Annotated in this window: 20 protein-coding genes; 19 read left to right on the top strand and 1 reads right to left on the bottom strand. The window is 47.2% G+C overall.

Annotated features, from left to right (window positions below; all coding sequences use genetic code 11):
• The first annotated feature begins 38 nt into the window (after positions 1-38).
• The 12 genes from metG to BM101_RS06045 all read left to right on the top strand — a co-directional run bounded on the left by metG (position 39) and on the right by BM101_RS06045 (position 12,372).
• Positions 39-2,060, top strand: a complete 2,022-nt coding sequence (gene metG / locus BM101_RS06100) for a methionine--tRNA ligase (RefSeq protein ID WP_087033165.1) — start codon at positions 39-41, stop codon at positions 2,058-2,060.
• A gap of 125 nt (positions 2,061-2,185) precedes the next feature.
• A complete protein-coding gene (locus BM101_RS06095) occupies positions 2,186-2,959 on the top strand; it encodes a TatD family hydrolase (RefSeq protein WP_087033166.1) in 774 nt (257 codons plus the stop codon).
• Positions 2,956-3,549 (top strand): ribonuclease M5, encoded by a 594-nt coding sequence (rnmV, locus tag BM101_RS06090; protein ID WP_087033167.1) that lies wholly within the window; start codon positions 2,956-2,958, stop codon positions 3,547-3,549. The genes BM101_RS06095 and rnmV overlap by 4 nt, the downstream gene beginning before the upstream one ends.
• A 2-nt stretch (positions 3,550-3,551) precedes the next feature.
• Positions 3,552-4,457 (top strand): 16S rRNA (adenine(1518)-N(6)/adenine(1519)-N(6))-dimethyltransferase RsmA, encoded by a 906-nt coding sequence (gene rsmA / locus BM101_RS06085; RefSeq protein WP_087033168.1) that lies wholly within the window; start codon positions 3,552-3,554, stop codon positions 4,455-4,457.
• Positions 4,458-4,742: 285 nt separating this feature from the next.
• Positions 4,743-5,000, top strand: coding sequence for a Veg family protein (locus tag BM101_RS06080; protein WP_087033169.1), 258 nt, complete (start codon positions 4,743-4,745; stop codon positions 4,998-5,000).
• Positions 5,001-5,162: 162 nt separating this feature from the next.
• Positions 5,163-6,023, top strand: a complete 861-nt coding sequence (gene ispE / locus BM101_RS06075; protein ID WP_087033170.1) for a 4-(cytidine 5'-diphospho)-2-C-methyl-D-erythritol kinase — start codon at positions 5,163-5,165, stop codon at positions 6,021-6,023.
• Positions 6,024-6,290: 267 nt separating this feature from the next.
• Entirely contained in the window at positions 6,291-7,226 is a 936-nt protein-coding gene (locus BM101_RS06070; RefSeq protein WP_087033171.1) for a metal ABC transporter substrate-binding protein, read from the top strand.
• 17 nt (positions 7,227-7,243) lie between these two features.
• Positions 7,244-7,951, top strand: coding sequence for a metal ABC transporter ATP-binding protein (locus BM101_RS06065; protein WP_087033172.1), 708 nt, complete (start codon positions 7,244-7,246; stop codon positions 7,949-7,951).
• Positions 7,897-8,706 (top strand): metal ABC transporter permease, encoded by an 810-nt coding sequence (locus BM101_RS06060; protein WP_218149887.1) that lies wholly within the window; start codon positions 7,897-7,899, stop codon positions 8,704-8,706. The genes BM101_RS06065 and BM101_RS06060 overlap by 55 nt, the downstream gene beginning before the upstream one ends.
• A 152-nt stretch (positions 8,707-8,858) precedes the next feature.
• Complete coding sequence (gene purR, locus BM101_RS06055; RefSeq protein WP_087033174.1) at positions 8,859-9,674, top strand: pur operon repressor; 816 nt, start codon at positions 8,859-8,861, stop codon at positions 9,672-9,674.
• Positions 9,675-9,912: 238 nt separating this feature from the next.
• Positions 9,913-11,289, top strand: a complete 1,377-nt coding sequence (glmU, locus tag BM101_RS06050; protein ID WP_087033175.1) for a bifunctional UDP-N-acetylglucosamine diphosphorylase/glucosamine-1-phosphate N-acetyltransferase GlmU — start codon at positions 9,913-9,915, stop codon at positions 11,287-11,289.
• 102 nt (positions 11,290-11,391) lie between these two features.
• Complete coding sequence (locus tag BM101_RS06045) at positions 11,392-12,372, top strand: ribose-phosphate diphosphokinase (RefSeq protein ID WP_087033176.1); 981 nt, start codon at positions 11,392-11,394, stop codon at positions 12,370-12,372.
• A gap of 265 nt (positions 12,373-12,637) precedes the next feature.
• On the opposite strand, the gene BM101_RS06040 is transcribed toward BM101_RS06045, so the two are convergent.
• Positions 12,638-13,621, bottom strand: a complete 984-nt coding sequence (locus BM101_RS06040; protein ID WP_087033177.1) for an L-lactate dehydrogenase — start codon at positions 13,619-13,621, stop codon at positions 12,638-12,640.
• A 414-nt stretch (positions 13,622-14,035) separates the two neighbouring features.
• Here BM101_RS06040 and pth point away from each other — a divergent pair, with 414 nt between their 5' ends.
• From pth to BM101_RS06005, 7 genes are all read left to right on the top strand, one after another.
• Positions 14,036-14,605: an aminoacyl-tRNA hydrolase gene (pth, locus tag BM101_RS06035; RefSeq protein WP_087033178.1), complete on the top strand. Its 570-nt coding sequence runs from the start codon at positions 14,036-14,038 to the stop codon at positions 14,603-14,605.
• Positions 14,606-14,727: 122 nt separating this feature from the next.
• Positions 14,728-18,243 (top strand): transcription-repair coupling factor, encoded by a 3,516-nt coding sequence (gene mfd, locus BM101_RS06030; protein WP_087033179.1) that lies wholly within the window; start codon positions 14,728-14,730, stop codon positions 18,241-18,243.
• A gap of 11 nt (positions 18,244-18,254) precedes the next feature.
• Complete coding sequence (locus tag BM101_RS06025; protein WP_087033180.1) at positions 18,255-19,856, top strand: putative polysaccharide biosynthesis protein; 1,602 nt, start codon at positions 18,255-18,257, stop codon at positions 19,854-19,856.
• A 33-nt stretch (positions 19,857-19,889) separates the two neighbouring features.
• On the top strand, positions 19,890-20,948 hold the full coding sequence (locus BM101_RS06020; protein WP_087033181.1) for a MazG nucleotide pyrophosphohydrolase domain-containing protein: 1,059 nt from the start codon (positions 19,890-19,892) through the stop codon (positions 20,946-20,948).
• Entirely contained in the window at positions 20,935-21,213 is a 279-nt protein-coding gene (locus BM101_RS06015) for an RNA-binding S4 domain-containing protein (RefSeq protein ID WP_087033182.1), read from the top strand. Before BM101_RS06020 ends, BM101_RS06015 begins: the two co-directional genes overlap by 14 nt.
• A 174-nt stretch (positions 21,214-21,387) precedes the next feature.
• Positions 21,388-21,822: an FtsB family cell division protein gene (locus BM101_RS06010; RefSeq protein WP_218149886.1), complete on the top strand. Its 435-nt coding sequence runs from the start codon at positions 21,388-21,390 to the stop codon at positions 21,820-21,822.
• 84 nt (positions 21,823-21,906) lie between these two features.
• On the top strand, positions 21,907-22,392 hold the full coding sequence (locus tag BM101_RS06005; protein WP_087033183.1) for a S1 domain-containing RNA-binding protein: 486 nt from the start codon (positions 21,907-21,909) through the stop codon (positions 22,390-22,392).
• Positions 22,393-22,428: the final 36 nt, after the last annotated feature.

Raw genomic sequence — 22,428 nt, 5'->3', positions numbered from 1 at the left:
ATTCGCAAAGAACTTAGAATTCAGGGAGGCACTCATTCGTGGCTAAAGAGAAAAATACATTTTATATTACAACTCCAATCTATTACCCGAGCGGTAAATTGCACATTGGGAATGCTTATTCAACAATCGCGTGCGACGTGATGGCACGCTACAAAAGAATGCTGGGATACGATGTGTTCTATTTGACAGGGTCAGATGAACATGGACAAAAAATCGAGAAAAAAGCTGAAGAACTGGGCATTACGCCGAAAGAATATGTGGATGGCATGGCCAAGGATATGCAAGACCTTTGGAAACGCCTGGACATCTCCAACAACAAATTCATCCGCACGACGGATGAGGACCATGTGAAGGCTGTCCAACAGATCTTCGAACAATTGCTGGCGCAAGGCGATATCTACCTGGGCGAATACGAAGGTTGGTATTCCGTTTCCGATGAAGAATTCTTCACGGAAACACAGTTGGCTGAAGTTTACCGCGATGCAGACGGAAAAATCATCGGCGGTGTTGCACCAAGCGGCCATGAAGTGGAACTCGTAAAAGAGGAATCCTACTTCTTCCGTATGAGCAAATATGCCGATCGCTTATTGGCATATTATCAAGAGCATGCCGATTTCATCCAACCGGAGTCACGCAAAAATGAGATGATCAACAACTTCATCAAGCCGGGTCTGGAAGACTTGGCTGTCTCAAGAACGACCTTCACCTGGGGGATACCGGTGAAGAGCAATCCGAAACACGTCGTCTACGTATGGATTGATGCGTTGGCCAACTATATCACCGCATTGGGCTACGGTTCAGATGATGATTCATTGTACCAAAAATATTGGCCTGCCGATGTGCACATGGTAGGGAAAGAAATCGTCCGTTTCCATACCATCTACTGGCCGATCATGCTGATGGCACTGGATCTGCCGCTTCCCAAGAAAATATTCGGCCACGGCTGGTTATTGATGAAGGAAGGGAAGATGTCCAAATCAAAAGGGAACGTCGTCTACCCGGATATGCTGGTGGAACGCTTCGGTTTGGATGCCTTGCGCTACTACTTGATGCGCGAAGTGACCTTCGGAAGCGACGGCATCTTTACACCGGAAGACTACGTCAACCGCATCAACTACGATCTTGCCAACGACCTGGGCAACCTGTTGAACCGCACGATTGCGATGATCAACAAATATTTCGGCGGTGCTATCCCTGCCTGGACGGACAACAAAACTGCCTTTGACGCAGAGTTGAAAGCGATGGCTGAGGAAGTCGTTGCGAACTACGAAAAAGAGATGGACAATATGCAATTCAGCAGCGCTTTGGCTGAAGCGTGGCGTTTGATCTCCCGCGCAAACAAATACATCGATGAAACAGAACCATGGGTGTTGGCGAAGGACGAAGCGAGAAAAGAAGAGTTGGGCAGTGTCATGGTCCACTTGGCTGAAACCTTGCGCGTCGTCGGTATCCTGCTGTCTCCGTTCATGACCCAAGCACCTCATAAGATGTATGAACAGCTTGGCCTGGACTTCGAGACGCTGGGCACTTGGGAAAAGGTGTCATTCGGCATCTTCCCTGAAGGCACAAACGTCGTAGCAAAAGGAACACCTATCTTCCCTCGTTTGGATGCGGAAGTCGAAGTCGCCTACATCAAAGAAGAGATGGGCGGAACGGCTACGGCTGAAGCGGAAAGCGATGCGATAGCAGAGTGGAATCCGAACGAGACGGTTCTGGTTTCCGAAAAAGAAAAACAGATCAAGTATGAAGACTTCGATAAAGTGGAGCTGAAAGTAGCGGAAGTCATCGACTGCCAAAAAGTCGAAGGCGCCGATAAATTGTTGAAATTCCGTTTGGATGCAGGGGATGAAGGCCACCGCCAAATCTTATCCGGCATTGCACAATGGTATCCGGATCCGGCCTATTTCATCGGCAAAAAAGTTGTCATCGTAGCGAACTTGAAGGCCCGCAAAATGAAGGGCGAAATCAGCCAAGGCATGATTTTGTCGGCTGAAAAGGATGGCGTACTGCAAGTGGTCCTTGCGCCGGAAACAGCAGCGAACGGTTCGTCTGTCGCATAGAGGATAATTGGCTTTAAGGAGGAGGCTGGGACACATTGGGTCTCAGACTCCTTTATTTATCAAATCGTAAGGCGTAATCAAAGTGTTTTTTTGCAGATAAAGCGAGAAAGGGAGTCGTTACTGATATGTTATTTGATACACATACACATTTAAACGTCGAGGCTTTCGCGGAAGATGCCGATGCTGCCGTTTCAAGGGCAAAAGAGGCTGGTGTCGGAAGATTTGCGGTAGTGGGCTTTGATTCGGAAACGATCAAGAAATCCTTGGAATTGAGCTCAGAATACCCGGAAATCTACAGCATCATCGGCTGGCATCCCACCGAGGCGGGGACGTATACGCCGGCTGTGGAAGAAAGCCTTATGGCGCTCATGGAGGAAGAAAAAGTGGTCGCCATGGGGGAAATGGGCTTGGATTATCATTGGGATACGGCTCCGCATGATGTGCAGGCCAAGGTTTTCCGCAGACAGATTTCCATCGCAAAAGAGCTGGAATTGCCGATCAGCATCCATATGCGCGATGCGACAGAGGACACCTACAGAATCCTGAAAGAAGAGGATGTGCGCGACATCGGCGGCATCATGCACAGCTTCAGCGGCGATACGGAATACATGAAGAAGTTTTTGGCTTTGGGCATGCACATTTCATTGAGCGGCGTCGTTACCTTCAAAAAGACGATCGAAGTCCATGAGGTGGCGAAGCTTGTTCCGTTGGACAGACTGCTCATCGAAACGGATGCGCCCTATTTGGCTCCGGTCCCTTTCCGAGGCAAAAGGAATGAACCGGCATATGTGAAATTCGTGGCTGAAAAGATTGCGGAATTGCGGAACAGCAACTTTGAAGAAATAGCGGCACAGACGACCAGAAATGCCAACAAATTATTTGGACTGGAAAATATATGAGAATAGAAGAGATTATTGTAGTTGAAGGGAAAGACGATACAACCCGGATCAAGATGGCGGTAGAGGCGGATACGATCGAGACGAACGGCTCCGCCATTGATGAGGCCACCTTGCAGCTGATTGCGCATGCACAAGCCACGAGAGGGGTCATCGTCTTCACCGATCCGGATTTTCCGGGCGGAAAGATACGCGAAACCATTGCGCAACGTGTGCCCGACGCAAAGCACGCTTTCCTGAAGAAAGACGATGCGCAATCACCGAAGGGCGGCAGTCTGGGTATCGAACACGCTTCCCCTGCGGTGATCCGGGAAGCGTTGGCGAATGTCTATACGCCAAGACAGGATGTCACGAGCGACATCGACAGAGCTTTTCTGATCGAGTGGCATCTGATCGGCCATAGCGATGCGACACGCTACCGGGAGTTGTTGGGGGATGCGTTGGGCATCGGCCATACAAACGGGAAGCAGTTGCTGAAGCGTCTGAGGATGTTCCAATTGACCCAAAATGATGTGGATGAAGCGATGACGGCTATTTTGCAAGAATCAGAAAAAAAGGATAACCTGCCCGGCAAGCGGCAGGAGGGAGAATAAGAATGAATCTATTTGATCATGAAAAAGATATTGCAACACCCGGCAGAACCAATGCCATCTTGAAGAAATACAAGTTGACCATGAAGAAAAGCCTAGGGCAAAACTTCCTGGTAGAACCGAATATATTAACGAAAATGTTGGCTGCAGCCGAGGTGGACAAGAACACCAATGCCATCGAAATCGGGCCGGGCATCGGCGCCTTGACCGAACGTTTGGCGCAGGAAGCCAATAAGGTTGTGGCTTTTGAACTGGACCGCCGTTTGGCGCCGATCTTGAAGACGGAATTGGCTCAATATGAAAATATCGAAATCATTTTCCAGGATATTTTACAGGCAAACGTCCGTGAAATCATTGCTGAACGATTCGATCCTGCAGACCGTTTGGTTGTGGCCGCTAACCTGCCCTATTACATCACGACCCCGATCATTTTGAACTTCATCGAGGCTGATCTGCCGATAGATGCATTTGTTATGATGATGCAAAAAGAAGTGGCGCAGCGCATGACTGCGAAGCCAGGCACAAAAGCATACGGATCATTGACCATCGCAATCGATTATTATACGGAAGCGGAAATAGCGTTCATCGTACCGCGGACCGTTTTTGTGCCGCGGCCGAATGTGGATTCGGCGGTGTTGAAACTGCAACGCCGACCTGAACCGAAAGTGAAGGTTGCCGACGAGAAGTTCTTCTTCGATCTGGTGCGGGCGGCATTCAACCAAAGAAGAAAAACCTTATGGAATAATTTGATGTCACGCTACGGAAAAACCGACGAGGTGAAACAAGCTTTGACTGAGGGGCTGGAAGAAGCGAGCATCGACCCGTCCAGACGTGGCGAAACATTGACTATAGAGGAATTTGCGGCGCTGTCGGACGCGCTGGTGAAGCGTCTGCATCCGGCTGGCGAATAGAACGATAAGGGAAGAAAGATGCTGTTGCTTGCTCAGCAGGTAAACGGAAATAGAAAACACCCATCTGATCAGGCTGAAAAGTCTGGCCAGATGGGTGTTTTCGTATAAAAAGCCATTTTGGAACGAATCCCAGCCGAAGCACATCTTCTCCTGCGCTTCATACAAAAGGATGACAGAACTGATAAAAAATTCATCAAATTCATAGTTGCATGGAATCATTCGCTATGATATACTTGATTATTTAAATCAACTGTGTTATACTTTTTCACAGTGAGGTGAAGCAGAATGCCGGATAATTTAAGTCAGATTAAAGAAGAACTGGAATGTCACTTAGGTAAGAAAGTCATGTTAACTGCCCAAGCCGGACGTAAACGTAAGACGGAAAGAAAAGGGATTTTACGGGAAACGTACCATGCTGTATTTGTGGTTGATTTAGATCAAGACGAAAATGCTTTTGAACGTGTATCTTACAGTTACGCCGATGTTTTAACCGAAGCAGTAGAAATTTCATTTTATGACGAAGAAAAATGTCAGTATGCGTAAGCTTTTGAAATTTTTATTTAAATTATTGAAATAAATCAAACAGACAATAGGGTTGTCTGTTTTTTTTGTGGAATTTTTGCCGTTTAAATAGATATTTCTTTCAAAAAAGGCCAGGTTAAGCTAGTATTGTAGTATAAGAAAGCCAGAAGGGAGAGTCTTTTGATGGAATGGATAGAACGGGCGCCGGCAAAAATCAATTTAACGTTGGATGTTTTGTATAAAAGGGACGATTCTTATCATGAACTCGAAATGGTGATGGCTTCGGTTGATTTAGCCGATCATCTGACCTTTACTCCCCTGGAAAAGGATGAAATCAAAATTTATACGAATAAGGCTTTTTTGCCGGTGGATACCCGCAACCATGTTTATCAGGCGGTTAAGCTCTTGAAGGAGAAGTATGATATCCATAAGGGAATCAAAATCGAAATCGACAAAAAAATTCCCGTTGCCGCGGGGTTAGGAGGTGGCAGCACGGATGCCGCTGCCGCCTTGCGTGCGCTCAATAAAATCTGGGGCCTCCAGCTTACGAAAGAAGAGTTGATTGTCATCGGGAATCAGGTCGGATCCGATGTGCCGTACAGCATTGTCGGCGGAACGGCATTCGTTTCGGGAAGAGGGGAAATCGTCCGCCCCATCCGAGCCATCCCGCCTTGCTGGGTGATTTTGGCGAAGCCCAGGCTCAGCGTTTCCACCAAGACGATTTTCCGCATGTTGTCGGTGGATGCATTGGACCATCCGCCGACTTCCCGGGCCGTAGAGACGGCGATTGAAGCGGGGGATTACCGGAAGATGTGCCAGAACGTCGGAAATGCTTTGGAGCAAGTGACGTTCAAGAAGCATCCTGAGCTGATTCAGCTGAAGGAACGGATGCAAAAGTACGGATTGGATGGCGTGACGATGAGCGGCAGCGGACCGACGATCATCGGCTTCAGTCAAAATACTTCCCGCATTAAAAGGGCCTACAACAGTTTGCGCGGATTCTGCGAAGAGGTCTATATGGTCCGGTTGTTGACCGAAGAATAGGATAACTGAAATCGTGAAGCTCAAAGGAATGGGTGGTAGCGATTTTTTTCTTTGAATAAAAATATAGAAATATGACTTGTTTTTCATATGTAAATGGGGTAATTGCCCGACGCAGCCGATGTTATTTGAAAAAACGTTCCGAGCCGCGAAGTTAAAAAAATGATAGCCGAAAGAATGATCCAGAATGGTTGACGGAGCTCGTTTATTTGTGTTAAAGTGTCTATCGGGACATAAATAGGAATGGTTACGATTTGGAGGAATTATAACATGAATAAATACATAAAAATGGGCACGTTATTTTCGGCGGCCTTATTTTCCTTGTTTGGGTGTGGAGCGGGCGACAAAGCCGATACCGCATCCGGTGACGGTAAATTGACGGTTGTCACCACCTTTTATCCGATGTATGACTTTACAAAGCAAGTTGTCGGCGATAAAGGGAACGTCACCTTATTGCTTAAGGCTGGTCAGGACTCTCATGGATATGAGCCGACTCCGAAGGATATCGCTGCGATAGCGGATGCCGATGTGTTCGTCTATAACAGCGACGAAATGGAAACATGGGTACCGAGTGTTTTGGACTCCATCGGGAACAGCGATGTCGTCGTTGTCGATGCATCAAAGGATATCCCGCTCTATCAAGTGGCGGAAGGGGACCCTGTTGATGAAGCGGGGGATGCTCATTCCGTGGATCCCCATGTCTGGCTGGATCCTGTCTACGCTCAGGATGAGGTGGCAGCCATCTTGGTGGGCGTCACCAAAGCGGATGCAGCGAACAAAGCTTTCTATGAAGCGAATGCTGCAGCTTTCCAAGGGAAATTAGCCGCATTGGATATAGCCTATCAAACGGCATTCGCAAATGCTGAAAACCGTACCTTTGTGGTGCAGCATGCCGCTTTCGGCTACATCGCCCGTAGGTACAACTTGACTGAAATGGCCGTATCCTCCGTCTCATCGGATGCAGAACCGAATCCGGCAAAATTGGCGGAATTGAAACAATTCATGATAGATAACCATATCGGTGTCGTTTATTATTCGGATAATGCTTCTTCAAAAACTGCGGAAACCCTTGCGGGAGAAACCGGTGCGGCTTTGGAAGTGTTGAGCCCGCTTGAAGGCATCAGTCAGGAAGAACAGGATGCAGGGAAAGATTATCTTAGCGTGATGCAAGACAATCTGGCAGCCTTGCAGAAGACTATTCACTAAAGAAAGAGGGAATTTCCGTGGAATACATAGATGTGCAACACTTATCTTTCTTTTATGATGACGAACCGGTGTTACAGGACATCACTTTTCAGGTTCATGAAGGGGAGTTCGTCATCTTGACAGGTGAAAATGGGGCAGCAAAATCCACTTTATTAAAAAGCATCTTGGGACTGTTGAAACCACAAGAAGGCTTTGCGACCATTTCGAAGGTGAACGCGCGTGGCGAAAAACTGACGATCGGATATGCGCCGCAACAAATTTCCTCCTTCAATATCGGTTTTCCGAGCAAGGTTCTGGAATTTGTCGAATCGGGCCGTTACCAAAAGGGCAAATGGTTCAAAAAACTGGATGACGAAGACCATACCCATGTTCAGAAGGCTTTGGAATCGGTAGGCATGTGGGAAATGCGCAATAAGAAAATCGGGGAACTTTCCGGCGGACAAAAACAACGGATCGCCTTGGCAAGGATTTTCGCGACCGATCCCGACCTGTTTGTTCTGGATGAACCGACGACCGGCATGGACAAAGAGTCCAGGGAACGGTTCTACCAGTTGCTGAAACATAACTCGAAGGTCCACAATAAAGCTATCATAATGGTCACTCATGAGCATGAGGACATTAAAGGGTATGTGGACACCCATATTCAATTGGTAAGAAAGGAGGATTCGCCGTGGAGATGTTTTTCTATGGATTTATGCAAAGAGCCTTCCAAGCATCAACACTGATTGCCATCATGGCACCGGTTTTGGGATTGCTGCTGATATTGCGGAGACAATCCCTGATGGCGGATACGCTCTCGCACGTTTCCTTGGCGGGCGTTGCGTTGGGTATGCTGTTGAATGTCAGCCCGACAATCACGACTTTGTTCATCGTGATTTTAGCTGCCATCGGCATTGAATATTTGCGTGTCATCTTCAAAGGCTATTCGGAGATTTCGATTGCCATCCTGATGGCAACCGGGATGGCGGTTGCGTTGGTTTTGATGAGCCTTGTTTCCGGGAAACAGACGGCCAGTGTGGAGCAATATTTATTCGGATCCATCATCACAATCAGCCAAGACCAGATCATGATTTTGCTGGTGCTGACGCTCATCGTCGTCCTGCTCTATTTGATTTTCCGAAAACCGCTCTATGTGCTGACGTTTGATGAGGATACAGCCCATACGGCCGGTTTGCCGGTACGTTGGATGTCCTTGCTTGTCTCCGTCATCACCGGTGTTGCCATCAGCGTTGTGATGCCGATTACCGGATCCTTATTAGTCTCTTCCATCCTGATTTTACCGGCGGCCATTTCGATGCGTTTGGTCCACAGCTTTAATGGCGTCATCCTGTTGGGCATCGGCATCGGCCTTGTGGGGATGTACGGCGGCTTATTCGCATCCTATCAATACGGGACACCGCCCGGAGCGACGATCACGTTGGTATTTGTATCCATTTTCGTGCTGACAAGTATCTATAAAGTGGTGAAAGAAAAATCTTAACAATAAGATTTAAAAACAAGTGTATAAATAATATGCTTGTTTTTTTTTATATTCGGAACAAAAAAACGAACAATTAATCCAAAAAGACTTTCATTTATAAGAAATTACCTATATAATGAGAAAAAGAAATAGCACACAAGGAGAGGTTTTGTTTGAAAATAAAGCGCAGTGAACGCTTAGTCGATATGACTCGTTACTTGTTAGAAAGACCACATAAATTGATTTCCTTGACGTATTTTGCTAAACGTTATGAGTCAGCGAAATCTTCCATCAGTGAAGATCTATCCATCATCAAAAAGACATTCGAGGAACGCGGAACGGGTATTGTGGAAACATTACCGGGCGCAGCGGGTGGTGTGAAGTACATTCCGACCATCAGCAAAGAAAATGCCAAAGTGATCATCGAAGAAATATGCGAAATCATGGCCAGCACCGATCGCTTGTTGCCGGGCGGCTATGTTTACCTGTCGGATGTTCTAGGGCATCCGGAATTACTTCAAAAAATCGGCCGCGTCATTGCGGCGCAATACGTCGATAAAAAAGTTGATGCGGTCATGACGGTCGCCACAAAAGGGGTCCCGATTGCCCAAGCAGTCGCCACTTATTTGAATGTGCCGTTCGTCATCGTCAGGCGCGATTCAAAAATTACGGAAGGCTCCACCGTCAGCATCAACTACGTTTCCGGTTCATCCGATCGCGTTGAAAAGATGGAACTGTCGAAACGCAGCTTGCCACGCGGCTCAAAAGTGTTGATCGTCGATGACTTTTTGAAAGGCGGCGGCACGATCAATGGCATGCGCAGCATGATCGATGAGTTTGAATCGGAAACGGTCGGGGTCACTGTTTTTGCGGAAGCAGCCTACAACACAAACCGCGAAGAATTTGATTACACATCGTTGGTGCGTGTGAATAAAATTGATTTGAAAGACCATTCCATAGACGTCGGATTGGGCACCTATTTTGATTAAAAACTGAAGAGTACTGATGAATGACTTTTTTAAATGGCACCGAGACGAAAGTATCCCGGTGCCATTTTTTATGTGTAAAAAACGAACGAATTTCGAACGGTGTATCCGCATTCTTCATCAATCTATTAAAAATTAAGGAGAAGTCGCGCATTATATACAACATTATATTGAAAAAAGCAAATTTTTAAGCTAAGATAGTTTAGTTGAAGGATAAAAAATGTAGAGATAGGAGTTGCTTATGGCTAATCGTTTTGCAATCATACTTGCTGCTGGTCAAGGTACACGCATGAAAAGCAAACTGTACAAAGTGTTACACGCTGTTTGCGGAAAACCAATGGTAGAACACGTCGTCGATCAAGTAGAGGCTACCGGTATTGAAAAGGTTGTGACCATTGTTGGTCATGGAGCTGATGCTGTCAAAGGATATCTAGGAAACCGTTCCGAATATGTTTTACAGGAACAACAGCTGGGTACAGGCCATGCTGTTTTACAAGCACAATCAGTTCTGGAAAACGAAGAAGGAACAACTCTGGTCATTTGTGGAGACACGCCGCTCTTAACTGCGGCTACATTAGAGGCGTTATTACGCTACCATGAAGGGAAACAAGCCAAAGCAACCATCTTGACTGCCCATGCTGACAATCCGACAGGGTACGGCCGTATCATACGGAATGCAACGGATAATGTAGAAAAAATCGTCGAGCAAAAAGATGCATCCGAAGAAGAAGCAAAAGTCCAAGAAATCAATACCGGAACCTATGCTTTCGATAACCAAGCCTTATTTGCCGCATTGCAATCAGTAGGGAACAATAACGCGCAGGGCGAATACTATTTGCCGGATGTCATTGAGATATTGAAGAATCAAGGCGAAATCGTCACAGCCTATCAAATGGCCGATATGGGAGAAGCGCTTGGCGTGAACGACCGCGTCGCTTTAGCGGAAGCTTCCCAATATATGAAGAAACGCATCAACGAACAGCACATGCGCAATGGCGTAACGCTGATCGATCCCGATGCCACCTACATCGAAGCGGATGTTGTCATCGGCAGCGATACAATCATCGAACCGAATGTGTTCCTGAAAGGGAAAACGGTAATCGGGCAAGACTGCTTTATCGGATCTGGTTCTGAACTGAGCAATACGAAAATCGGTGACCGTGTACTTGTGAGAAGTTCCAACCTGGAAGATTCCGTGATGGCAGACGACAGCAATATCGGCCCATTCAGTCACTTAAGACCGAACAGCCATATCGGCAAACGCGTGCATATCGGCAACTTCGTCGAAGTGAAAAATGCTACATTGGATGAAGATACAAAAGTAGGCCATCTGACCTATGTCGGCGACGCTGACTTGGGCAAGAACATAAACGTCGGTTGCGGAACCGTATTCGTGAACTACGATGGAAAAAATAAGCATCGTTCAACGATAGGCGATAATACCTTCATTGGCTGCAACGTGAATATTGTGGCACCTGTAAAGGTTGAAATGAACACTTTCCTGGCCGCAGGTTCGACCATCACCAAGGATGTTCCGGAAGGCGCAATGGGGATTGCCCGTACGCGTCAAGAAAACAAACCCGGGTATTGGGAAAAATTACCGCCCGCTATTAAATAAATGATGGAATTCCCATAAATTATGGTAAAATGACTTTGAATAAGCCTAGATAAGTATCAGTAGAAAAATTTGCTAAAAACAACAGATTAACGGAGGATTATCATGACAGAAAATTATTCAGATCCAAAACTTAAGATTTTTTCTTTAAGTTCGAATCGCCCATTAGCCGAAAAGATTGCAGCAGAAGTTGGAGTTGAATTGGGGGATATCTCTTCCGCGCAATTCAGTGATGGTGAAATCAAAATCAATATCGAAGAAAGTATCCGTGGTTGCCATGTATACATCATCCAATCGACAAGTTCTCCGGTAAACGATCATTTGATGGAATTATTGATCATGATTGACGCATTAAAGAGAGCCAGCGCGAAAACAATCAATGTTGTCTTGCCTTACTACGGTTACGCTCGCCAAGACCGCAAAGCGCAATCGCGTGAACCGATCACCGCTAAATTGGTTGCGAACATGATTACCCAAGCTGGAGCGGACAGACTGCTTACACTGGACATGCACGCACCACAAATCCAAGGCTTCTTCGATATCCCTGTTGATCACTTATTAGGCGCACCGTTATTGGCAAGTTATTTCTTAGATAATGAAGTATTGAATCATGATGTAGTTGTTGTCTCCCCTGATCACGGTGGCGTGACGAGAGCAAGAAAACTTGCTGAATTCATCAAAGCACCGATCGCAATCATCGACAAGAGAAGACCGAAAGCAAACGTATCTGAAGTCATGAACATCATCGGCAATGTTGAAGGCAAAAACTGCATCCTGATCGATGACATGATCGACACTGCAGGCACAATCACCTTGGCTGCACAAGCATTGCAAGATGCCGGCGCTAAAGACGTTTACGCTTGCTGCACACATGCCGTATTGTCCGGCCCAGCGATGGACCGCCTTAACAACTCCGTAATCAAACATGTAATCGTAACAGACTCGATCGATATCCCTGAAGAGAAATTAAGCGAAAAAATCATAATGGTTTCTGTTTCACAACTGATTGCAGAAGCGATCAAACGTATCCATGAAAACCGCTCAGTGAGCCCGTTATTCCAAGAAAAATTCAAAATCATCGATTAATATCGATAAGAAAAGCGGGACAAGCCCGACCTGCCTCGGTTAAGGAAACACTGTGACCTAATCGGTCAATTTCCGAGAGGTAGGCTTGGACCGCTAGACATCGTGTGATGGCGTGAAACAGATTAGGAATCTGTGAAACATCTGTAATGATGCGCTACCTATATCAAAAATGTTATGCTTTTGCAAAAGAAAAAGCCGTCCTTCTGGGCGGTTTTTTTTGCGAAAAAAAGATGCGAGAAATTTCCCGCATCCTTCGAGGTCTGTATTATTTTTTTTCTGATTCTGTTTCCAAGCTTGCGAAGCCATCCACAAGGACTTTTTTCAACGTCGTTGCCGAAAGATCCATTTTTTCTTGTTCGGCATCGCTCAAGGGGATTTCGATGATGTTACGGATACCGGAACGGTTGATCACTGCCGGAACCCCGATGAAGATATCTTTTTGGTCATATTCCCCATCCAAGTATACGGATAATGGCATGATGGCATTTTCGTCGTTCAGGATGGCTTTGGTGATTCGCGCCAAAGCGACCGCGATACCATAGAAGGTAGCGCCTTTTTTCTCGATGATTTCATAAGCCGCATCGCGCACTTTGAAGAACACGTCGACCAAGGCTTTCTCGTCGACAGCGGAAGTTTGTTTTACCCATTCGTAGATCTGAAGACCGCCGACGTTCGCGTGCGACCAAACCGGGAATTCGGTATCCCCATGTTCCCCTAAAATATAAGCATGGACGTTACGTGCATCAACGCCTACCAAAGAGGCGATGCTGTGACGGAAACGTGCGCTGTCAAGGGATGTGCCGGAACCGATGACGCGGTTTGCGGGCAGACCAGAAAACTTCCAGGTAGCGTAGGTCAGGACATCGACCGGATTGGCAGCAACCAAGAAGATGCCATCAAAGCCGCTGGCCATGATTTCGCCGATGATGCCTTTGAAAATGCGTAAGTTTTTGCTTACCAAATCAAGACGCGTTTCACCGGGTTTTTGTGGCGCGCCGGCTGTGATGACGACGAGATCGGCATCCTTGCAGTCTGCGTAAGAGGCTGCATATATTTTCTTAGGGGAAGTATAGGCTAATGCGTGGGATAGATCGATTGCATCGCCCTCCGTTTTTGCTCTGTTTATATCAATGATACCCAGTTCATGGCCGATGTTTTGTGTTACTAAAGCAAAGGCATAACTGGAACCTACAGCACCGTCACCAACCAATATGATTTTTTGACCTGTACTTTCTCTATTTTCAGACATAATAATGCTCCTCTCGCTTGTTTGCTACTCCCATTATAACATTAGATTATTGGGAATTCTTCTATGAGACACTGGGACTGCGCAGTGATTAAAAAATGGTCATCTTAATGTTCTTTTCGAAAAAAATACAACAGTTATATGAATCTGTTATATAAACATATTATAAAATAACTGTAGAGTAATTTCAATAGCTGTTTGCTATTTTTTTCACAAAAAAATTACGAGGGTGGCTCTTCATTTCCTGACGATTTTGGAAGCGAATATGGTATACTGTTCAAAAGCAAACTGGACGGAGAGAATCCGTGCGGCCTTTTTCATTTGCAGACAACAACGAAATCATAAAAAACAAACGTCCGGAATGAGGGCAGGTTGTGTAGAATAGTAAAAATAAACGGAAAAAATAGGTGAATAGATATGAAAATGATTGTCGGGTTGGGGAACCCGGGTCCGAAATATGCTGATACGAAGCATAATGTAGGCTTCATCACAGTGGATGAGTGGGCAGCTCAAAACAAACAGAATTATAACAAGAACAAATTTGAAGCGTTGTATCTTGAAACAACGGTAAACGGGGAGAAAGTTTTGTTCGTCAAGCCGCTGACCTTCATGAATGAATCGGGCAGGGCAGTACGGCCTTTGATGGATTACTTCAATGTGGGCATCGAGGATTTGGTGGTCGTCTACGATGACATGGACATGCCGGTAGGGAAAATACGCCTTCGTCAAAAAGGCAGCGCCGGCGGACATAACGGGATCAAAAGTCTGATTCAACACCTTGGGACACAAGATTTTAATCGTATCCGGGTCGGGATCGGCCGGCCGCAATTCAACATGACCGTCATCCAGCATGTACTGAGTCCGTTCCCGAAAATAGAACAGGAAGATGTGTTGTTTTCTGTTCGCGAAAGCGTGGATGCCATCAATTATTTCATAGAAGGCCATACATTTTTGGACACAATGAATCAATTCAATAAGAAAAGCTAGGTTCAGTTTTGACTGAGCCTCTTTCTTGTTTGAAGACTTTTTCTGAGGGATTGACAGTGGGCGGGGCGATTGCGATGTGCAAGCCTGTGTCGCTTCGTCCCGGAACAATAAGGAGAATTATAATGAAAGACATAGAGAAATATTTATCGGCTACACCGAATGTAAAAGCTTTACTGAAAGATATCGGTTCGGAATTGCCCCAACTGGTCACCGGCATTTCCGGCTCAGCCAGAAACCTGCTGACGAGCGTCCTTTTCAATGAATTGCAAAAAACGATCATTGTGCTGACGCCGAACTTGCTGCAGGCGACGCAGGTCTATGATGACCTCAGCCAAATTTCGCCGGAAACACCCACTTTCATTTTTCCGGTAGAGGAATCGATTGCCGCAGAGCTGTCGTTCTCTTCACCTGAATACCGCAGCCAAAGGGTGGAAGCCCTGAACTTTTTGAAGAGTGGCGGGAAAGGGATTGTCGTGATCCCGGCCGCTGGCTTCAAGAAGATATTGTCGCCGACCACTGTTTGGGAAGAACATTGCCTCCATTTTGCCATTGGGAAAGATGTCGATTTGGAAAAATTGCCGGAAAAGTTGGTCGCGATGGGCTATAGCCGGGAAGCGATGGTGGCCAGCCCTGGCGAGTTCAGCATCCGTGGCGGCATCATCGATATTTACGCCCTGAATGAGGAGAATCCGATCCGTATCGATTTGTTCGATACGGTAATCGATACGCTGCGGCACTTTGATGCCTATACGCAAAAATCGATCGCAAACAGGGAAGATATCCTGATCCTTCCGGCGCAGGATACGCTATTCCCCAAGGAAGCCGTCCTTGCACAAGTTGCTGACGTTGAAAAAAAGGTTGAAAAAGCGCTCAAAGCGATAAAAAAAGAAGATGCAAAGAATCGGCTGACGGCTTTCTTCACGGATTTCATCGAAAAGATGAGAACGGGGGAAATGCCGCCTAATCCCCAATTATATACGAGCCTGATTTATCCCAAGCTGCCGACCGTCCTGGATTACATAGCGGAGGATGTTTTGGTGATCGTCGATGAATACGGCCGCATCCTTGAAGTCGAGAGGACGATCGAAGGGGAATCGGCTGATTGGCATGAAGCGAAAATAGATGAAGGGATTTGCCTGCCTTCGCAAATCTTCTCAGCCGATATCCGGGATATCCTCAAGAAATCGAAGCAGCACAGAGTCTACTATGCCCTGTTCCATCGCGGGCTGGGAAACATGCGCTTCCAGGAAGTCTACCCTTTCCAATACCGAGGGCTGACCAACTTCTTCAGCCAGATGCCACTTGTGAAGGTTGAAATGGACCGTTGGAAGAAACAGGGGATGACCATCTTTGTTGTTGTCCCTACCCAGGAACGCGCCGAAAAAGTGCAGCGCACCTTCGATGATTTCAATATTTCGAGCTTCATCAAAGGGCATGCTGCCATCGTTGAGAATCAGGCCAACATCATTGTCGGCAGCCTGGCTAACGGATTCGAAATGCCACAGGAAAAACTGGTCTTCATCACCGAAAAAGAACTGTTCAATAAAGTGACGAAGAAACAGCCGCGCCGTCAAAAAATGTCCAACGCGGAACGGTTGAAGAGCTATACGGAATTGAACCCGGGTGATTATGTGGTGCATGTGAATCACGGGATCGGTCTGTACACCGGGATGGAAACCATCGAAGTCGGCGGTGTCCATCAGGATTACATGTCCATCTCCTATCAGGAAGGCGCGAAACTGTTCATTCCGGTAACGCAGATCCATCTGATCCAGAAGTATGTTTCCTCAGATGCCAAAACGCCGAAAATAAATAAGCTGGGGGGGACGGAATGGGCGAAGACAAAGAGAAAGGTTGCCGCCAAGATAGAGGACATCGCGGATGAACTGATCGAATTGTACGCCAAAAGGGAATCGGAAAAGGGCTATGTCTACCCGCCCGATACGCAAGACCAGGTCGACTTTGAGAATGCCTTTCCCTACACGGAGACGGAAGACCAGTTGCGCAGCATCGCTGAAATCAAAGAGGACATGGAAAGCGAGAAACCGATGGACCGGCTTTTGGTCGGGGACGTCGGCTACGGAAAAACGGAAGTGGCCATGCGCGCCATCTTCAAGGCCGTCCAAGAAGGGAAGCAGGCTGCTTTCCTGGTGCCGACCACCATCTTGGCGCAGCAACATTATGAGTCGCTGACGCAACGCTTCGAAGATTACCCCTTCAAAATCGGCCTATTGAGCCGTTTCCGCACCAAAAAAGAGCAGCAGGAAACCATCGATGGCTTGCGCAAGGGGACGGTTGACATCGTCATCGGAACACATCGCATTCTGTCCAAAGATGTTGTGTTCTCCGATTTGGGGTTGCTGGTTGTCGATGAGGAGCAACGCTTCGGCGTAAAGCATAAGGAGCGGCTGAAACAATTGAAGGCAACGGTGGACGTCTTGACCTTGACGGCAACGCCGATACCGCGGACCTTGCATATGTCGATGCTCGGCGTCAGGGATCTATCGGTCATCGAGACGCCGCCTGCGAACCGTTACCCAGTTCAAACATATGTGATGGAACAGAATTACGGCGCGGTGAGGGACGCCATCGAAAGGGAGATGGCCCGAGGCGGGCAAGCCTTCTATCTGTACAACCGGGTGGAAACGATCGAGAAGAAAGCGGAGCAACTCCGCGAACTGGTGCCGGACTGCCGTGTGGCGGTGGCGCATGGCCAAATGACGGAGGTTCAGTTGGAGAATGTCATCATGGACTTCATCGCGGGGCTGTATGATGTGCTGGTGACGACAACGATCATTGAAACCGGTGTGGATATCCCGAACGTCAATACACTGTTCATCGAAAATGCCGACCACATGGGCTTGTCCCAATTGTATCAATTGCGCGGACGGGTTGGCCGTACCAATCGGATCGCCTACGCGTATTTGATGTATCAACCGAATAAATCATTGAATGAAGTCAGTGAAAAAAGACTGCAGTCCATCAAGGAATTCACCGAACTGGGTGCCGGATTCAAGATTGCCATGCGCGATCTGTCGATCCGTGGAGCGGGCAACCTGCTGGGCGCCCAACAACATGGTTTCATCGATTCGGTCGGCTTCGATCTGTATTCCGAAATGCTTAACGAGGCGGTTTCCGCAAAACGAGGCATTGCCGTGAAGACCAAACGGAGCGCCGTCGAAATCGATTTGGGGATCGATGCCTACTTGCCGGTTGCTTACATCGAAGACGAGAAACAAAAAATCGATATCTACAAGCGGATTCAGCATATCGATGGGGAAGAGAATTACGTTGAAATCCAGGATGACCTGATCGACCGGTTCGGCGAATATCCGGACGAAGTTGCTGATTTGCTGGAAATCGGTTTGATCAAAAACTACGCCGAGAAGAGCCAAATCGAGACGATCAAACGGCAGGACGACAGTGTGGTCGTCACCTTCTCGAAAACAGGTACGCTCCGCATCCAGGGACCGGCTGTGTTCGAAGCACTCAGCAAGATGCCGTTGAAGGCGCAAGTGAATCTTAAAAATGATAAATTGATGGTTACGTTGCAGTTGGGGAAACATGCGACCTATAAGTGGCTCGGTTTTGTAAAAGCCTTTGTGAAAGCATGCGTTGATGATACGTTGGAAGCATAGAGGAGAAACCGATGAAAAATAACCATATGAAACAGATGATGAGAGGCGCGTTACTCTTGTCGCTGGCCTCCTTCATCGCGAAAATCTTGAGCGCCGTCTATCGGGTGCCGTTCCAAAATATGGTGGGGAATACAGGTTTTTATGTTTACCAGCAAGTGTATCCCATCTATGGCATCGGTATGACCTTTGCTTTGTCGGGTTTCCCTGTCTTCTTCTCGAAGATGATTGCGGAGACGCCGGACGGTTGGGCGCGCAAAAAAATGATGCGCCGCAGCATGGCCATCCTGGGCGTGTTGGGCGTGGTGATCTTTGCGGGTGTGTACGTCTTTGCGCGGCAAATTGCTGCTTGGATGGGCGACAGCGCATTGCAACCAATTTTGGAGTCCGTCTCCTGGATGTTTTTGCTGATGCCGCTATTGGCCACCCTGCGCGGGTATTTTCAAGGGACCTATCGGATGGAACCGACGGCTGTTTCCCAAGTGTTGGAACAGCTGGTGAGAGTAGGGGCTATCCTGATCGCTGCCTATCTTTATAAAAAGTTGGATTGGGACATTTACGAGATGGGCGCAAAAGCCATGAGCGGTGCGACCATCGGGGCAATTATGGCAAGCGTGGTGCTGTTGGTATCCATGCGCAAAGATTGGTCGGAGGGGGAACTTTGGCAAGCCTCTTCCCTTTCGAAGCGGGATGCGAAAAATGTGCAGTGGGGCAGACTGATCCACCGTTACGCAACGGAAGGGTTAACCATCTGTTTGCTGAGTTCAATCCTGGTGCTGTTCCAGCTGTTGGACTCCTTCACGCTATATAACGGCTTGTTGGACAGTGGCGTGTTGGCTGATGCCGCCAAGAGTCTGAAAGGGATCTATGATCGCGGGCAGCCGCTTGTCCAATTAGGGATGGTTGTGGGGACAGGCTTTTCCGCCAGTTTCATCCCGATGATGAGTCAAGCTCATGTGCAGGAAAGGGAATTGGACTTTGTCCGGGCCGCAAAATCATTGCTCCGCATGACGGCAACCTTTTCGGCGGCTGCTGTAACCGGACTTTTGGCGATTCTGCCGAATGTGAATCATATGCTGTTCGGTGATCGTGAAGGGACGGCGGTGTTGGCTGTCTATGTTTTGGCGATTTTTGTGGCATCCGTCATGACCGCCTATCATTCGATCCTGCAGAGCTTGAACCAATATGCGATTTCATTGGTCGCGTTGGGAGCCGGTTTGGCGACGAAGATGTGGTTGACCAGCTGGTTTGTTGAACGATGGGGAACGTTGGGGGCCAGCTACGCCACGGTTGCGGGGTTATTGGTGATGCTTCTCATGTTGGGTAGGCAAGCTGCGTTTGTGATCCGGAATGTCTGGATGAAGGACCGGTTCATCCATAAATTGGCGGTCGGCTGTGCGCTCCTTTATGCGGGTTCGTGGATCGTCCGCAGGGGCTTGGAAAGTTATGTGCTGACGGGCGGCGGACGGATGGAGGATTCGATTATAGCCATCCTGACTGTTTTCGCTGGTGTTGGCGTCTTTGTGTGGTATATTTTAAAAATAAAACTCTTTACATTAAGAGAATGGATCACGATTCCTTTCGGCAAAAAATTATTGCGGAAATTTCCGGGATAATTGTTGCCGCAGGGGTCATTTAAAGGAGAGAATATGGGTAATATACGTGTAGTAGGGCTGGGTGCGGGAGACTTGGAACAATTGCCGTACGGCATCTATAAGATGCTGACGGAGGCGGAGTTCGTATACTTGCGCACGGCAGAACATCCGGTAGTGGAAGATTTGAAGGCAATCGGAATGAAGTTTGAGAGTTTTGATGACGTCTATGAAACGGAAGCAAAATTTGAGGATGTCTACCGTAACATCGCAAATTTCTTATTGAAGAAAGCGAAAGAGGGGGATATCATCTATGCGGTTCCGGGGCATCCGTTGGTAGCGGAAGATGCCGTGCAGCATCTCTTGCACAACAAAGAAGGGGTCCCGGTCACGATCGTCGGCGGGAAAAGTTTCATCGATGATTTTTTCCAGGCAGTATCCGTCGATCCGATAGAAGGATTCCAGCTGTTGGATGGTTTGACGTTCCATCAAGATCAGATAAGCTTGGGCAATCATCTCATCATCATGCAGGTGTTCAATGATTTTGTCGCCAGCGATGTGAAGCTGAAGCTGATGGAGAAATATCCTGATGACCATCAAGTGGCTTTAGTCGACGCAGCCGGCACAAGCGCAGAAACAGTGACCTGGTGCCCGCTTTATGAAGTGGATCGCCTGGAAGGCGTCCACAACCTGCTTTCGTTGTACGTACCACCGTTGGCGCGGGATGAACAAACCCGCAGCTTCGAAACGACACAAGCCTATATGGATGCCATCGTCGGAAAAGATGTGTGGGTGCAATCCCAGACGCACGAAAGTCTGTTGCCTTATTTAAGGGAAGAATGCGAAGAAGTAGAAGAGGCCATCAAAAAGGACGATATCGATAACCTTATCGAGGAGTTGGGCGATATTATGCTTCAAGTCTTCTATCATGCCTCATTCGGCGAACGCGAAGGCTATTTTTCGATGGAAGATATTCTGGAGACGCTCAATAAAAAACTGAGAAGGCGCCATCCGCATGTTTTCGATGGCGTGAAAGCAGATACGGTAGAAGAAATCGATCGCATGTGGCAGGCGATCAAGGCAAAAGAAAAGGAGGATTCTGATGAGGCTAGATAAATTTTTAAAGGTTTCGCGATTGATCAAACGCAGATCGGTCGCAAAAGAAGTGGCCGATAAAGGGCGCATCCTGATCAACGGAAAACAGGCGAAGTCCAGTTCCACCGTTAAGGCAGGAGATGAAATGACCCTTCAGTTCGGAAATAAGACGGTCGTGGTGCGCATCGACAAAATTGTTGAGACCACAAAAAAAGATGAAGCGCAAGACATGTATACCATCATCAGCGAAACGAGCGTTCCCAGAGCAGGCGACAGTCCCTTTTGATCGATGCGGAAATGAGCCGCGCTGACCCTCGGCTTTCCTATATTCCAGTAGGGGTTAGCGGGCTTGTTTTCTTTTTCTGAGTTTGCGGATAGGCATGGACAATTTTGGTGATTTCTTCTATACTCTACATAAGATGCACAAAAATGCATCGTTCCCAAGCAAGGAGGTAGCCAAGTGAAAAAGAAGATGGAAAAGCATTCAGCGGACAACGTAACCGTGATGCAGAACGACTACATAAAAGTTCAAAATCAGCAGAAGCGGATTGCTTCACGTGAGCGGAAGAAGCACAGAAACAGACTGTTTTTCATCCTTTTAGCCGGTGCAATCTTCATTGTGCCTTTCCTGTGGAAGACCGTGGGGAATGTGTTCGAAATTCGGCAGATGGACAGTGAAATCGCTGTTGCAAAAAAAGAAAAGAAGGCTGCGGAAGATCAAAACACAAAGCTGAATTACGAAGTAAAACTCTTGCAGGAAGACGATTACATTGCAAAATTGGCTCGCAGCAAATATTATTTAAGCAAGGATGGCGAAATCATTTTTAGTTTGCCTGAGGATAATCAGACGAAAATGGCAGAAAAACAGGAAGCGACTGCAGGGTCGGATTCATAATGGGACTATCGGCTGCCGTCCTATTTTTTTTTTGAATAACATGATATAATAAAGAAACAAAATTTAAGGAGGAACTCTTTTTTTATGTCAATTGAGGTTGGAAACAAAGTACCTGGAAAAGTTACCGGTATTACAAATTTTGGTGCATTTATCGATTTAGGTGGCGGAAAGACAGGATTAGTTCATATCAGTGAAATTTCCGATACTTTCGTAAAGGAAATAAAGGATGTTTTAAAGATTGGTGATGAAGTGACCGTTAAGGTTATGTCCATTGCAGATGATGGCAAGATTGGATTATCCATCCGCAAGGCTGTGGATAAACCGGCGGGGGAAGTTACCAGACCTCAACGAGAAAGTAAACCTTATCAAAAAAGTTCAGCTCCTCGTTCTGAAGGATCTTACTCTAAAGGTAGAAGCAGCAGCAGCTATTCTGCTCATCCGAAGGAAGAGAAAAAAGGCGATTTCGATTCTCTTATGTCTAGCTTCCTTAAAGATAGCGATGACCGTTTGACTTCGTTGAAACGCAACACAGAAGGCAAACGCGGCGGTCGCGGCGGCAGACGTGGATAATAGGTAGTACATTCTAGAGGTTGGTCAAGGGTCTCG

It is taken from the genome of Trichococcus palustris (genome assembly GCF_900114465.1).
GTDB classification, from domain to species: domain Bacteria; phylum Bacillota; class Bacilli; order Lactobacillales; family Aerococcaceae; genus Trichococcus; species Trichococcus palustris.
This window is presented reverse-complemented; position numbering and strand designations above follow the sequence as displayed.

Bases quoted from the DNA above. Each gene is read 5' to 3' on its own strand.
- BM101_RS06095 (WP_087033166.1), top strand. From the start codon at position 2,186: ATGTTATTTGATACACATACACATTTAAACGTCGAGGCTTTCGCGGAA.
- rnmV (WP_087033167.1), top strand. From the start codon at position 2,956: ATGAGAATAGAAGAGATTATTGTAGTTGAAGGGAAAGACGATACAACC.
- rsmA (WP_087033168.1), top strand. From the start codon at position 3,552: ATGAATCTATTTGATCATGAAAAAGATATTGCAACACCCGGCAGAACC.
- BM101_RS06080 (WP_087033169.1), top strand. From the start codon at position 4,743: ATGCCGGATAATTTAAGTCAGATTAAAGAAGAACTGGAATGTCACTTA.
- ispE (WP_087033170.1), top strand. From the start codon at position 5,163: ATGGAATGGATAGAACGGGCGCCGGCAAAAATCAATTTAACGTTGGAT.
- BM101_RS06070 (WP_087033171.1), top strand. From the start codon at position 6,291: ATGAATAAATACATAAAAATGGGCACGTTATTTTCGGCGGCCTTATTT.
- glmU (WP_087033175.1), top strand. From the start codon at position 9,913: ATGGCTAATCGTTTTGCAATCATACTTGCTGCTGGTCAAGGTACACGC.
- BM101_RS06045 (WP_087033176.1), top strand. From the start codon at position 11,392: ATGACAGAAAATTATTCAGATCCAAAACTTAAGATTTTTTCTTTAAGT.
- BM101_RS06040 (WP_087033177.1), bottom strand. From the start codon at position 13,621: ATGTCTGAAAATAGAGAAAGTACAGGTCAAAAAATCATATTGGTTGGT.
- pth (WP_087033178.1), top strand. From the start codon at position 14,036: ATGAAAATGATTGTCGGGTTGGGGAACCCGGGTCCGAAATATGCTGAT.
- mfd (WP_087033179.1), top strand. From the start codon at position 14,728: ATGAAAGACATAGAGAAATATTTATCGGCTACACCGAATGTAAAAGCT.
- BM101_RS06025 (WP_087033180.1), top strand. From the start codon at position 18,255: ATGAAAAATAACCATATGAAACAGATGATGAGAGGCGCGTTACTCTTG.
- BM101_RS06020 (WP_087033181.1), top strand. From the start codon at position 19,890: ATGGGTAATATACGTGTAGTAGGGCTGGGTGCGGGAGACTTGGAACAA.
- BM101_RS06015 (WP_087033182.1), top strand. From the start codon at position 20,935: ATGAGGCTAGATAAATTTTTAAAGGTTTCGCGATTGATCAAACGCAGA.
- BM101_RS06005 (WP_087033183.1), top strand. From the start codon at position 21,907: ATGTCAATTGAGGTTGGAAACAAAGTACCTGGAAAAGTTACCGGTATT.